The 12,598-nt window shown below is 65.1% G+C and carries 10 protein-coding genes; 9 read left to right on the forward strand and 1 reads right to left on the reverse strand.

Features of this window, described 5'->3' with window-relative positions; translation table 11 throughout:
- Positions 1–10: 10 nt before the first annotated feature.
- The 6 genes from kdpA to ACH196_RS24070 all read left to right on the forward strand — a co-directional run bounded on the left by kdpA (position 11) and on the right by ACH196_RS24070 (position 8,409).
- On the forward strand, positions 11–1,714 hold the full coding sequence (gene kdpA, locus ACH196_RS24045; RefSeq protein WP_396649469.1) for a potassium-transporting ATPase subunit KdpA: 1,704 nt from the start codon (positions 11–13) through the stop codon (positions 1,712–1,714).
- Positions 1,715–1,926: 212 nt separating this feature from the next.
- Positions 1,927–3,999: a potassium-transporting ATPase subunit KdpB gene (gene kdpB / locus ACH196_RS24050; RefSeq protein WP_396649470.1), complete on the forward strand. Its 2,073-nt coding sequence runs from the start codon at positions 1,927–1,929 to the stop codon at positions 3,997–3,999.
- A gap of 12 nt (positions 4,000–4,011) precedes the next feature.
- Complete coding sequence (gene kdpC, locus ACH196_RS24055) at positions 4,012–4,581, forward strand: potassium-transporting ATPase subunit KdpC (protein ID WP_396649471.1); 570 nt, start codon at positions 4,012–4,014, stop codon at positions 4,579–4,581.
- A gap of 61 nt (positions 4,582–4,642) precedes the next feature.
- Positions 4,643–7,351: a DUF4118 domain-containing protein gene (locus tag ACH196_RS24060; RefSeq protein ID WP_396649472.1), complete on the forward strand. Its 2,709-nt coding sequence runs from the start codon at positions 4,643–4,645 to the stop codon at positions 7,349–7,351.
- Entirely contained in the window at positions 7,348–8,037 is a 690-nt protein-coding gene (locus tag ACH196_RS24065; RefSeq protein ID WP_396649473.1) for a response regulator transcription factor, read from the forward strand. The genes ACH196_RS24060 and ACH196_RS24065 overlap by 4 nt, the downstream gene beginning before the upstream one ends.
- A gap of 78 nt (positions 8,038–8,115) precedes the next feature.
- Positions 8,116–8,409, forward strand: a complete 294-nt coding sequence (locus ACH196_RS24070; protein ID WP_396649474.1) for a hypothetical protein — start codon at positions 8,116–8,118, stop codon at positions 8,407–8,409.
- Between the two features lie 28 nt (positions 8,410–8,437).
- Here the strand turns inward: ACH196_RS24070 and ACH196_RS24075 are convergent, their stop codons facing one another.
- The gene (locus ACH196_RS24075; RefSeq protein WP_396649475.1) at positions 8,438–9,223 is read right to left on the reverse strand and encodes an SDR family NAD(P)-dependent oxidoreductase; all 786 of its coding nucleotides are present in this window, start codon (positions 9,221–9,223) and stop codon (positions 8,438–8,440) included.
- 185 nt (positions 9,224–9,408) lie between these two features.
- Here ACH196_RS24075 and ACH196_RS24080 point away from each other — a divergent pair, with 185 nt between their 5' ends.
- From ACH196_RS24080 to ACH196_RS24090, 3 genes are all read left to right on the forward strand, one after another.
- The gene (locus tag ACH196_RS24080) at positions 9,409–10,560 is read left to right on the forward strand and encodes an ABC transporter substrate-binding protein (protein WP_396649476.1); all 1,152 of its coding nucleotides are present in this window, start codon (positions 9,409–9,411) and stop codon (positions 10,558–10,560) included.
- The gene (locus ACH196_RS24085; RefSeq protein ID WP_396649477.1) at positions 10,560–11,363 is read left to right on the forward strand and encodes an IclR family transcriptional regulator; all 804 of its coding nucleotides are present in this window, start codon (positions 10,560–10,562) and stop codon (positions 11,361–11,363) included. The genes ACH196_RS24080 and ACH196_RS24085 overlap by 1 nt, the downstream gene beginning before the upstream one ends.
- Before the next feature lie 66 nt (positions 11,364–11,429).
- Positions 11,430–12,458, forward strand: coding sequence for a sugar ABC transporter substrate-binding protein (locus tag ACH196_RS24090; RefSeq protein WP_396649478.1), 1,029 nt, complete (start codon positions 11,430–11,432; stop codon positions 12,456–12,458).
- Positions 12,459–12,598: the final 140 nt, after the last annotated feature.

The following is a 12,598-nucleotide window of genomic DNA, read 5'->3' on the forward strand; positions in this document are numbered from 1 at the left end:
AGCCACTTCCATGACCCTCATCGGATGGATCCAGATCCTGCTTTTCTGCGGGCTCGTCCTTGTTCTCGTAAAGCCGCTCGGCGGCTACATGACCCGCGTTTTCTCGGGCGAGCGCACCTTGCTCTCGCCTGTTCTCGGTCCACTGGAGCGCGGCCTCTATCGCATCGCCGGCACCGGCGAGAATGAGGAGCAGCACTGGACGACCTACGCCGCCGCCATGCTGCTGTTCAATCTGGCCGGTTTCGTGCTGCTCTATTTTCTGCAACGATTCCAGGGTGTTCTGCCGTTCAATCCGGCCGGCATGACCGCCGTTCCGCCGGAACTGGCCTTCAACACCGCCACCAGTTTCGTCACCAACACCAACTGGCAGAACTATGGCGGCGAAAGCACGATGTCCTACCTCGTGCAGATGGCCGGCCTCACCGTCCAGAATTTCGTCTCTGCCGCGACAGGCATGGCCATCGCGGTGGCGCTGATCCGCGGTTTCGCGCGGGCTTCCGGAAAGTCGATCGGCAATTTCTGGGTCGACCTGACCCGCGCCACGCTCTACGTGCTCCTGCCCATCTGCATCGTGCTGACGCTGGTCTTCGTCTGGCTCGGCATGCCGCAGACGCTCGGCCCCTATGTCGACGCCACCACGCTGGAAGGCGCCAAGCAGACCATCGCGCTTGGGCCGGTCGCCTCGCAGATCGCCATCAAGATGCTGGGCACCAATGGCGGCGGCTTCTTCAACGTCAACGCCGCGCATCCCTTTGAAAACCCCGACGCAATCTCGAACATGATCCAGATGGTCGCGATCTTCGCCATTGGTGCGGCCATGACCAATGTGTTCGGCCGCATGGTCGGCAACCAGCGCCAGGGCTGGGCGATCCTCGCCACCATGGGCGTGCTGTTCGTGGCCGGCGTCGTGGTCTGCTACTGGGCGGAAGCCGCCGGCAACCCGCTGGTGCATGCGCTTGGGCTCGAGGGCGGCAACATGGAGGGCAAGGAGGTTCGCTTCGGCATCGCCCTTTCTTCCCTGTTCGCGGTGGTCACAACGGCCGCCTCCTGCGGCGCGGTCAACGCCATGCACGGCTCCTTCACGGCGCTGGGCGGCCTGATCCCGCTGATCAACATGGAACTCGGCGAGGTCATTGTCGGCGGCGTCGGCGCCGGGTTCTACGGCATCGTCATGTTCGTCGTGCTGGCGATCTTTGTCGCCGGCCTGATGGTCGGGCGCACACCGGAATATCTCGGCAAGAAGATCGAGGCCAAGGAGGTCAAGATGGCGGTGCTCGCCATCCTCTGCCTGCCGCTCGCCATGCTGGTCTTCACCGCCATCGCCGTGGTGCTGCCGACCGGCGTGGCCTCCATCGGCAACCCGGGGCCGCACGGTTTTTCCGAGATCCTCTACGCCTACACGTCGGGCGCGGCCAATAACGGCTCGGCCTTCGGCGGCCTCACCGGCAACACGCCCTGGTACAACATCACCATCGGCCTCGCCATGCTGATGGGTCGGTTCCTGGTCATCATCCCGGCGCTGGCCATTGCCGGATCGCTGGTGATGAAAAAGAGCGCACCGGCTTCGGCTGGCACCTTCCCTACGGATGGCAAGCTGTTCGTCGGGCTCTTGGTCGGCGTCATCCTGATCGTCGGCGGCCTCACCTTCTTCCCGGCACTGGCGGTCGGCCCGATCGTCGAGCACCTGGCGATGAGCCTTGGGCAGACCTTCTGAGACAAGCAGATGGTTCGGTTCCCAGCCCTGTTCCGCAGCCGGCGGCGTCCTCCTCCCGATGAGGGAGACGAGACGCCGCCGACCTTCCCGACGGCATCCACCTTCCTGCTGATGGCAATTGCGCTCATCGCATTGTGGCTGCTGGCCGGCGGATTGCCGCACCTCCTCGGCTGGCCCGACACGCACACAAGAATCGAAGCCGGAGCTTCAAAATGACCCAACACAAATCCGCGAGCATCATGGATGCCCGCATCCTCGTTCCCGCCCTCGGCGATGCTTTCCGCAAGCTCGACCCGAGGAGCCTTGCCAGAAACCCGGTCATGTTCGTCGTCGCCGTCGTGTCGGCCCTGACGACGGTCCTGTTCCTGCGCGACCTCGTCACCGGCGGCGCCAGCCTCGGCTTCTCCTTCCAGATCGTGCTGTGGCTGTGGTTCACGGTGCTGTTCGCCAATTTCGCCGAAGCCGTGGCCGAGGGCCGCGGCAAGGCGCAGGCCGACTCGCTGCGCAAGACGCGCACCGAGACCCAGGCCAAGCTGCTGCCCAACGGCGACCGCGCCAATTTCAAGCTGGTGCCCGGCACCAGCCTGAAAGTCGGCGATGTCGTGCTGGTCGAAGCCGGCGACATCATCCCGTCCGACGGCGAGGTGATCGAAGGTGTGGCCTCCGTCAACGAAGCGGCGATCACCGGCGAGTCCGCCCCGGTCATCCGCGAATCCGGCGGCGACCGCTCGGCCGTCACCGGCGGCACGCAGGTGCTGTCCGACTGGATCCGCGTACGCATCACGGCCGCCGCCGGCTCGACCTTCATCGACCGGATGATCGCGCTGGTCGAGGGCGCCGAGCGGCAGAAGACGCCGAACGAGATAGCACTCAACATCCTGCTTGCCGGCATGACCCTGATCTTCGTGCTGGCCACCGCCACGATCCCGAGCTTCGCTTCCTACGCGGGCGGCTACATTCCCGTCATCGTGCTGGTGGCGCTGTTTGTCACGCTGATCCCGACCACCATCGGCGCGTTGCTGTCGGCTATCGGCATTGCCGGCATGGACCGGCTGGTGCGCTTCAACGTGCTCGCCATGTCCGGCCGCGCCGTCGAGGCGGCGGGCGACGTCGACACGCTGCTGCTCGACAAGACCGGCACGATCACGCTCGGCAACCGCCAGGCGACCGAACTGCGGCCGGTGAGGGGCGTGCAGGAGCAGGAACTGGCGGATGCCGCGCAGCTTGCCTCGCTCGCCGACGAGACGCCGGAAGGCCGCTCGATCGTCGTGCTGGCCAAGGAGAAATACGGCATCCGCGCCCGCGACATGCAGAGCCTGCACGCGATTTTTGTACCCTTCACCGCGCAGAGCCGCATGAGCGGCGTCGATTTCGAGGGCTCGACCATCCGCAAGGGCGCCGTCGATGCCGTCCTCAAATATGTCGACGAGACGACGGTCGTTACCGGCAGCGCCAGGGCGAGCGCCGAAACGATCCGCGAGTTGCAGGCCATCGCCGACGAGATCGCCAAGGCCGGCGGCACGCCGCTGGCGGTGATGCGCGACGGCCGGCTGCTGGGCGTCGTCCACCTGAAGGACATCGTCAAGGGCGGCATCAAGGAGCGTTTCGCCGAACTGCGCCGCATGGGCATCCGCACGGTGATGATCACCGGCGACAATCCTATGACGGCAGCGGCAATCGCCGCGGAAGCAGGCGTCGACGATTTCCTCGCCCAGGCGACACCGGAGAACAAGCTGTCGCTGATCCGCGAGGAGCAGGCCAAGGGCAAGCTGGTCGCCATGTGCGGCGACGGCACCAACGACGCCCCCGCGCTGGCCCAGGCCGATGTCGGCGTCGCCATGAACACCGGCACGGTGGCGGCGCGCGAGGCCGGCAACATGGTCGACCTCGACAGCGATCCGACCAAACTGATCGAGATCGTCGAGATCGGCAAGCAACTCCTGATGACACGCGGTGCGCTGACGACCTTCTCGATCGCCAACGACATCGCCAAATATTTCGCCATCATCCCGGCAATGTTCCTGGCCTTCTATCCGCAGCTCGGCGCGCTCAACGTCATGGGCCTCGCCACGCCGCAAAGCGCCATCCTGTCGGCGATCATCTTCAATGCGCTAATCATCGTGGCGCTGATCCCGCTGTCGCTGAAAGGCGTCAAATACCGGGCGATCGGCGCCGGCGCGCTGCTGTCCCGCAACCTCCTCGTCTACGGCCTGGGCGGCATCATCGTGCCCTTCGTCGGCATCAAGGCGATCGACATCGCCATCACCGCCCTCGGCCTTGCTTAAGGAACAACTCCCATGTTGAAGCAATTGAGACCTGCCATCGTCATGATCGTCATGCTTACGGTCATAACGGGCCTCATCTATCCCCTCGGCATGACCGGCATCGCCCAGGCGATCTTCCCGAAACAGGCCAATGGCAGCCTTATCGAGCGCAACGGCCAGGTGATCGGCTCGGAGCTGATCGGCCAGGCCTTCGCCAGCGACAAATATTTCCACGGCCGGCCTTCCGCTGCCGGCGACGGCTATAACGCGGCCGGTTCCAGCGGCTCGAATCTCGGCCCGACCAATCCAAAACTGATCGACCGTATCAAGGCCGACGCCGAGAAGCTCAAGGCCGAGAATCCGGGTGCGCCGGTGCCCATGGATATGGTCACGACATCCGGCAGCGGCCTCGACCCGCATATCTCGCCGGAAGCCGCCTATTTCCAGGTGCCGCGTGTCGCCAAGGCGCGGGGGATTGACGAAGCCAAGGTGAAGGCGCTGGTAGACGGCCATGTCGAAGCACCCGAGCTTGGCTTCATGGGTGAGCCGGTCGTAAACGTGCTGGCGCTCAATCTCGCCCTCGACGGCGCCGCCGCACAGTGAGATGAAGGTGCCGAAGCCGCTCCAGGAGTTGGCTTCGGCGCTTTCGGACTGAGAAGGATCGATGCCTGACGACAGCCGCGACAGCGAGGCAAGACCGTCGCCGGATGCGCTGCTTGAAAACGCCGAGCGCGAGGCGCGGGGCCGGCTGAAGATCTTTCTGGGCGCCGCGCCCGGCGTTGGCAAGACCTACGAAATGCTGATGTCCGGCCGGGCACGCAAGGCCGACGGCGTCGACGTGGTTATCGGCGTCGTCGAGACGCATGGCCGCAAGGAGACCGGGGCGCTCGTCGAAGGTTTTGAGGTCGTTCCCCGCAAGACTATCGACCACAAGGGTCATGCGCTCGACGAGATGGACATAGACGCCATCCTGGCGCGCCGGCCGGCGCTCGTGCTGGTCGATGAACTGGCGCACACCAACGCCACGGGCAGCCGTCATCCCAAACGGTATCTCGACGTTCAGGAACTGCTGTCGCGCGGCATCGACGTCTATACGACGCTGAACATCCAGCACGTTGAGAGTCTGAACGACGTGGTGGCGCAGATCACCCGGGTCAGGGTGCGCGAGACGGTGCCCGACTCGATCATCGACATGGCCGACGACGTCGAGGTGATCGACCTGACGCCGGGCGACCTGATCCGGCGGCTGCACGAGGGCAAGGTCTACCTGCCGACGACCGCCAAGCACGCGATCGAGAACTATTTTTCGCCCGGTAATTTGACGGCGCTGCGCGAACTGGCTCTGCGGCGCACGGCGCAGCGCGTCGACGAGCAGCTTCTCAGCCACATGCAGGCCCACGCCATCCCCGGCCCGTGGGCGGCCGGCGACCGGGTGCTGGTCGTCGTCGACGAACGGCCGCGCGGCGCCTCGCTGGTGCGTTACGCGCGCCGCCAGGCCGACCGGCTGCGTGCGCCCTGGGCGGCGCTGCATGTCGAGACCTCGCGCTCGATCAATCTGCCGGAAGCCGACAAGGACCGGCTGGCGGCGACGTTGCGGCTTGCCGAGCAGCTTGGCGGCGAGGCGATCACCATTCCCGGCCAGGATGTCGCCGGGGAGATCGTCCGCTATGCCTCGGCCAACAATTTTACCCATGTCGTCATCGGCAAGCCGGACAAGCCGCGCTGGCACGAACTCTTCCAGGGATCGGTCACCCACGATCTGATACGCCATGCCGGAAACCTCAGCGTGCATGTGACGACCGGCTCCGAACAGGATACGGGTCTGGCGGCCAGAGGCGTGAGGACGGCGGCGCAGCCGGCGCAGATCGATATCTGGCCTTATGTGGCGAGCACGCTGTTCGTCGCCTGCGGACTTGCGGTCGGCTTCGCCCTCGACCAGTTCCTCGACGTGCGCAACATCGCGCTGGTTTTCCTGATGGCCGTCCTGACATCGGCCGTGACCGTGGGGCTCTGGCCTGCCATCTACACCAGCGTGGCGAGCGCGCTCGCCTTCAATTTCTTCTTTCTTGAGCCCCGTTACACGCTGACCATTAGCGACCCCGAGAGCGTTCTGGCTTTTGTCTTCTTCCTGATCGTCGCGCTGACTGCAAGCAATCTGACAGCCCGCGTCCAACGCCAGGCGGTGGCGGCACGGCAGCGGGCGCGCGCTACCGAAGACCTCTATCAGTTCAGCCGCAAGCTGGCGGGCACCGGCACGCTCGACGACGTGCTGTGGGCGACTGCCTTCCAGATAGCCTCCATGCTGAAGGTCAGGGTGGTGCTGCTGCTGCCCGAGAACGGCACGATCGCGGTGCGCGCGGGCTATCCGCCCGACGACACGCTGGTCGACGCCGACATCGCCGCGGCGCGCTGGGCGTGGGAGCACGACCGTCCCGCCGGGCGCGGCGCCGACACGCTGCCCGGCGCGAAGCGCCTCTACCTTCCCCTGAAGACCGGCCGCACGGCGATAGGCGTCGTCGGCCTCGACAACGACAAGCAGGGCCCGCTGCTGACACCGGAGCAGCAGCGCCTGTTCGATGCACTGGCTGATCAGGCGGCGCTGGCCATCGAGCGGGTCCAACTTGTGGCGGATGTCGATCGGGCAAAGCTGGCGGCGGAGGCCGATCGGCTGCGCTCGGCGCTGCTGACCTCGATTTCGCATGATCTGAAGACGCCGCTGGCGGCCATCATGGGGGCGGCGGGGACGCTCAGGGAATTCGCGCCGTCGCTCGCTGAGAAGGACAGCGCGGAACTGCTGTCGACGGTGCTTGACGAATCGGAGCGGCTGAACCGCTTCATCGCCAACCTGCTCGATATGACGAAGATTGAATCGGGTGCGATCGAGCCGAACCACGCGCTGCATTATGTCGGCGACATCGTCGGCAGCGCCCTGCGCCGCGCCGCCAAGATCCTGGCGCGTCACCGGACCGAGGTGGATCTGCGGCCTGACTTGCCGATGCTGTTGCTCGATCCGGTGCTTTTCGAGCAGGTGCTGTTTAATCTCCTCGACAACGCCGCCAAATACGCTCCGCCGGACACTGTGATCCGCATCCGGGGCTGGACCGATGGCGGATCGGTGATCTTGCAGATCGCCGACGAGGGACCGGGCATTCCGCCGGGTGACCTGGAGCGGGTGTTCGACACGTTCTATCGCGTGCGCAAGACCGACCAATTGCGGGCAGGCACGGGTCTCGGCCTGTCGATCTGCAGGGGTTTCGTCGAGGCGATGGGCGGAACGATCTCCGCCGCCAACAGGAGCGACCGGACGGGAGCCGTGTTCACAATCAGGACGCCCGTGCCGGCCGAGGCGCAAAACCTTGAAGGGCTGAAATGACCAGTTCCACCGTCAAGATTTTGATCGTCGACGACGAACCGCCGATCAGGAAGCTGCTGCGCGTTGGGTTCGGCACCGAGGGCTACACGGTCATCGAAGCCGCCAATGCGCGCGACGCGGTCGATCTCGCGCGCGACGAGCACCCCGACCTGATCCTGCTCGACCTCGGCCTGCCCGACATGCCGGGCCACGCGCTGCTGGAGAAATGGCGGGCGGAGATGCTGGACCTGCCGATCGTCGTGCTGTCCAGCCGCACCGACGAGGCCGGCATCGTCCGGGCGCTGGAACTCGGTGCCGACGACTATGTGACGAAACCGTTCGGCATGAAGGAATTGATCGCGCGCGTGCGGGTGGCGCTGCGCCACAAGCTGCAGCAGCATGGCGAGCGGCCGGTGTTCCAGACGGGCGAGCTTTCCGTCGACCTGGTCAAGCGCATCGTCAAGGTGGCCGGCAACGAGGTGAAGTTGTCGCCGAAGGAATACGACATCCTGCGGGTGCTGGTTCAGCATGCGGGAAAGGTGCTGACGCACCGCTTCCTGCTGGAGCATGTGTGGGGCGGATCGACCGACGTGCAATACCTGCGCGTCTATGTCCGGCAGTTGCGCCAGAAGATCGAGAAGACGCCCGACCAGCCGCAATACATCACCACGGAGACCGGCGTCGGTTATCGGTTGCGCGTCGATTGACGCCACCATCCCGCACACTACCTACCGGTCGCGTGCGGGGGCGCGTATGATTGGAGCCCGCAACCCGGGAGGTGCGACATGGACTTTCAGGCCTTCAAGGATTCGATCTCAGGGGGGCAACCGCCGGCCGGCCTGACCGCCGCGCTCGAAGCTCTGTGGTGGGACGCCAAGGGCGACTGGGACAAGGCTCATGAGCGCGCGCAGGAGCGCGACGATCAGGCCGGCACGCATGTCCACGCCTACCTCCACCGCAAGGAGGGTGACCAGTCGAACGCCGAATACTGGTACCGCCGCGCCAAGGCCGCGCCGTCGGTCCTGTCCCTCGACGAAGAATGGGAAGAGCTGACGCGGGCGCTATTGCCGCGGGGCTGAAGAACGTGAACTGCCGTCGCCGCCAACCCTATTTCACGCCGATGCCGGCGGTGAGGCCGCCGTCGATCTTGTAATCGGCGCCGGTGCAGAAACCGGCTTTTGACGAGCACAGGAAGGCGATGAGTTCCGCGACTTCTTCCGGCTCGCCGATGCGGCCGAGCGGGTGCGCCTCGCCGAAACGCTTGTAGGCGGCCTCGACATCGGCATCCGTGCCGTTTTCGCCGCGCGCCGCCTTTTCGAGGATGGGGGTGCGGATCGACCCCGGGCTCACCGAATTCACCCTTATGCCGGAGCGTGCATAGTCGAGCGCCAGCGAGCGCGTCAGCGTGTGGATCGCGCCCTTGGTGGTCGCGTAGGCGGCTACATTCTCCTGGCAGGCGAAACCCTGCACCGAGGCGACGTTGACGATGGCGCCGCCGCCACGCCTGATCATTTCGGGAATGCCGAAATGCGCTGTCAGGTAGATCGAACCGATATTGACGGACATCGCCTTGTTCCAGGTGTCGAAGTCCGTGCTCGTCGCCGTGCCGTAGGGATGCACGGCGGCCGAGTTGACGATGACGTCGAGGCCGCCGAAGCGGTCCACACCTGCGGCGACCGCGCTCCTGACCTGGTCCGGCACCGAGACATCGACGGTCAGCACCAGCGCCTTCGCGCCGGACCGGTTCAACTCGGCTTGAAGCGCGGCGTTGGCCTTCTCGACGATGCCGCAGGCGACGATCGAGGCCCCGCCCGACGCCAGCCGCCTGGCCGTCGCTAGCGCGATGCCTGTCGTCCCGGTGATCAACGCAACCTTGTCTTCAAACTCAAGCATTCCAGTGTCCTCTGCTTCGTCGTCGCGAGGGTAGCCGTTTCCCGGTCGACCTGGGAAGACGGTCGGACAGCCAACCGCATCATGCCTGTTTGCTTTTGTAAAAACAACTTGTGCAGGTAAAAATACGTGTTAGTGTTCCTGCGTGCATCGGACATGAGCCGATCGCCTTGGGAGGAATGTCGGGAATGTTGAAGCTGCGCGGTCTGGCGTGGGATCATCGGCGCTGCTGGGGTCCGCTCGACGCCAGCGTCGGCCCTTACTGCGCCGCGCATCCCGGCATCGAGATCGAATGGGATCGCCGCAGCCTGTACGAATTCGGCGAAGGGGCGCTCGACCCTGTGCTCGCCGCCTATGATCTCGTCGTCTTCGACCATCCCTTCATCGGCGACATTGCGCGCGGCCGGCTGATGGTGCCGTTCGACGACTATCTCAGCGCTGCCGAGCGTGCTTTCTTCGAACGTGACTCTGTCGGCGGATCGTGGCGATCCTATGCGATGGACGGGCGCCAATGGGCGCTGCCGATCGATGCCGCCTGCCAGGTCGCTTCCTATCGGCCGGACCTGATGGAGCCCTACGGCAAGCTGCCGGCTACCCATGACGAGGTGGTTGCGCTCGGGCGTCGTGTGCGCGCGGAGGGAAAATGGCTCGGCCTGCCGCTGGTCCCCACCGACGCCATGTGCCTGCTGCTGACGCTGGCCGATCCACGGGAAGACGGCGAGGACTTCTTCGCCCCTGACATGGTGACGAGGGCCATCGAGCAGTTGCGCGAGCTCGCCGCCCTCTCGCACCCGGATTCACCGAAATGGAATCCCATCCGCTGCTACGACCACATGATCGCCAATGACGATTTGGTCTATGTGCCGTTCGCCTTCGGCTATGTGAACTATGCGTCGAAAGCCGGTGCACCGCATCTGCTGTTCGCCGACGTGCCGACCCCGGCGTCGACCGGCGCCCTGCTCGGTGGCGCCGGCATCGGCGTCAGCGCCCAGTCGAAGCATCGCCGGGCGGCGGTCGACTACGCGCTTTTCCTGTGTTCGCCGGATTATCAGCGCGGCGACTATGTGAGATCGGGCGGCCAGCCGGGCTCGCTTTCGGCCTGGAAGGACGAGACGGTCAACGCTTCGTCGCGCGATTTCTTCAGATCGACGCTGAAGACCATCAAGTCATCCTATCTTCGGCCGACGCATTCTGGGTTCATGACGTTCTTCCGCCAGGGCGCACCCCGCGTGGCGGCGGCCATCCTCGGCGAAACGCCGGCGCCCGATCTCGCCGATGCGCTGAACCGGCGCTACCGCGAGACCAAGCCGGCCGATGAACCGTCGCGGAGCGTCGCCTGATGAGCACGACGGTCGTCAAGGCGTTCGAGGAAGGCGAGGGAGGCCGCGAGTATCGCGTCCCCGCGGCGCAAAAGGCGCTCGACATACTGGAGCTGATGGCCGACCAGTCCGAGGGACTGACGCAGACAGAGATCGCCAACGGGCTCGGGCGCTCCATCCACGAGATCTACCGCATCCTGCTGCTGCTGGAGAAACGCGGCTACATCCTGCGCACGCGCGCCGACCGTTTCCGGCTGTCGCTGAAACTGTTCGAACTGGCGCACCGGCATCCGCCGGTCAACCGGCTGGTCGAATGTGCGCTTCCCGTGATGCGCGAGCTTGCCGCCAACGCCGACCAGAGTTGCCATCTGGTGGTGCGCGAAGGCCAGAACGTGCTTGTCGTGCTGCAGATCGATTCACCGCTGCCGATGCGCTACTCCGTCGCGCTCGGCTCGCATTTCCCGATGCTGGAAACGAGTTCCGGGGCAGTCCTGCTCGCCCATCTGGAACGCAAGGAACGCGACCTCATCGTCGAGCGCATCGTGGCGGCCGGCGAAGGGCAGGGCACGCGGGCGGAAATCGACGCGAGGCTCGGCGAGGCGGCAAGGCTCGGCTACGAGATGCGTCCCTCGCTGGCGGTTGAGGCCTGCACCAATATCTCGACGCCGGTGCGCGACCACACCGGCGCGGTGATCGCGGCGCTCACGGTGCCGTTCATTCCGCAGAAGGCCGCGCGTTTCGACCGCGAGACCGTCTTCAAGAGGACCTCTGCCGCTGCGGAGAAAATATCGGCCGCGCTTGGCGCCGGCGAAGCATCGACATAGCCACCCGGAACGGCGGGACGATCCGTTCAGCGACTGAAATGCAACGATAAAACCTGGGAGAAGAACATGAACTGGTCCAAATCGATCCTGCTTGCTTCGGCCGCCGCGTTGGGTCTCAGCACCATTGCGGCGCAGGCGCAGAACATGCCGAAGCGCATCGGCTACGTCACCAACTATGCCACGCACGAGTGGTACCAGAACGTTATCAAGGGCATGCAGGCGCGCGCCAAGGAACTCGGCATCGAGTTCGAGGTTCAGGACGCCAATCTCGACGTTGCCAAGGAAGTCGCGGCGGCCGAGGACTTCATGGCGAAAGGCGTCGACGTGCTGATCATCACGCCGGTCAACGAGGAAGGCGTGGTGCCGCTGCTGCGCCAGGCGAAATCCAACAACACCCCGGTCGTGCTTGAAGGCAACCCTGTGAAGGGCATGACCACCATGGTGGCGATCTGCGACTACGATACCGGCTATCACGCGGGTGTCGAGGCCGGCAAATACGCCAAGGAAAAGCTCGGCGGCGTCGCCAAAGTGATGAATGTCGGATTGCCTCTGCTGTCTGCCACGGTCCTTCGCTCGCAGGGCTTCATGGACGGCATCAAGACCGAGATCCCCGATGCGACGATGGTCCACGACCTTGACGGCGGCGGCAATCCGGACCGGGCGCTCGAAGTGTCCTCCGCCGCGCTCGCCAAGAACGCCGACATCAACATCATCTACGGCATCAACGATTCCTCCTCGCTGGGCGGCCTGCAAGCCTGGAAAGCGGCAGGCAAGTCGCAGGACGGTCTTTTGACCGTCGGCACCGGCGGCGAGGGCCTCGCCTTCATCAATGCGATCGAGAAGGAACCTTCCTATCGCATCGAGGCGGCAATGTTCCCGGAAAAGAACGGCTACACCGCGATCGACGCGGCGGTAAAACTCTTCAACAACGAGGCGGTGCCGGAACATATCGTCAGCCCGACCGCGCCGATGATCGGCGAGGACTGGAAGAAGTTCTACGATTACGACGGCACCACGCGGACCATCAAATGGGACGCGGTGAACGCGCTGCAGCCGCCGGAAAAGTGCATGAAGACCTCCGCCGACCTGAAATAGGCAAGCGGCGATGCCAAATCCTTCCCGCTTCGGCGGGAAGGATGCATGGTGCGGCAGGAAGGACTGCAACGCGCGGGAACCGTCCAGCGCCGTTTCAAGCCCGTCCATGATTGTCGGGTCGGACGGCGGACCGGGCGGAA

It is taken from the genome of Mesorhizobium sp. IMUNJ 23232 (assembly GCF_044326205.1).
Classification (GTDB): domain Bacteria; phylum Pseudomonadota; class Alphaproteobacteria; order Rhizobiales; family Rhizobiaceae; genus Kumtagia.

Excerpts from the sequence above, each read along its gene's own strand:
- ACH196_RS24065 (WP_396649473.1), top strand. The coding sequence starts at position 7,348 with ATGACCAGTTCCACCGTCAAGATTTTGATCGTCGACGACGAACCGCCG.
- ACH196_RS24080 (WP_396649476.1), top strand. The coding sequence starts at position 9,409 with ATGTTGAAGCTGCGCGGTCTGGCGTGGGATCATCGGCGCTGCTGGGGT.
- ACH196_RS24090 (WP_396649478.1), top strand. The coding sequence starts at position 11,430 with ATGAACTGGTCCAAATCGATCCTGCTTGCTTCGGCCGCCGCGTTGGGT.
- kdpC (WP_396649471.1), top strand. The coding sequence starts at position 4,012 with ATGTTGAAGCAATTGAGACCTGCCATCGTCATGATCGTCATGCTTACG.
- kdpB (WP_396649470.1), top strand. The coding sequence starts at position 1,927 with ATGACCCAACACAAATCCGCGAGCATCATGGATGCCCGCATCCTCGTT.
- kdpA (WP_396649469.1), top strand. The coding sequence starts at position 11 with ATGACCCTCATCGGATGGATCCAGATCCTGCTTTTCTGCGGGCTCGTC.
- ACH196_RS24070 (WP_396649474.1), top strand. The coding sequence starts at position 8,116 with ATGGACTTTCAGGCCTTCAAGGATTCGATCTCAGGGGGGCAACCGCCG.
- ACH196_RS24060 (WP_396649472.1), top strand. The coding sequence starts at position 4,643 with ATGCCTGACGACAGCCGCGACAGCGAGGCAAGACCGTCGCCGGATGCG.
- ACH196_RS24085 (WP_396649477.1), top strand. The coding sequence starts at position 10,560 with ATGAGCACGACGGTCGTCAAGGCGTTCGAGGAAGGCGAGGGAGGCCGC.
- ACH196_RS24075 (WP_396649475.1), bottom strand. The coding sequence starts at position 9,223 with ATGCTTGAGTTTGAAGACAAGGTTGCGTTGATCACCGGGACGACAGGC.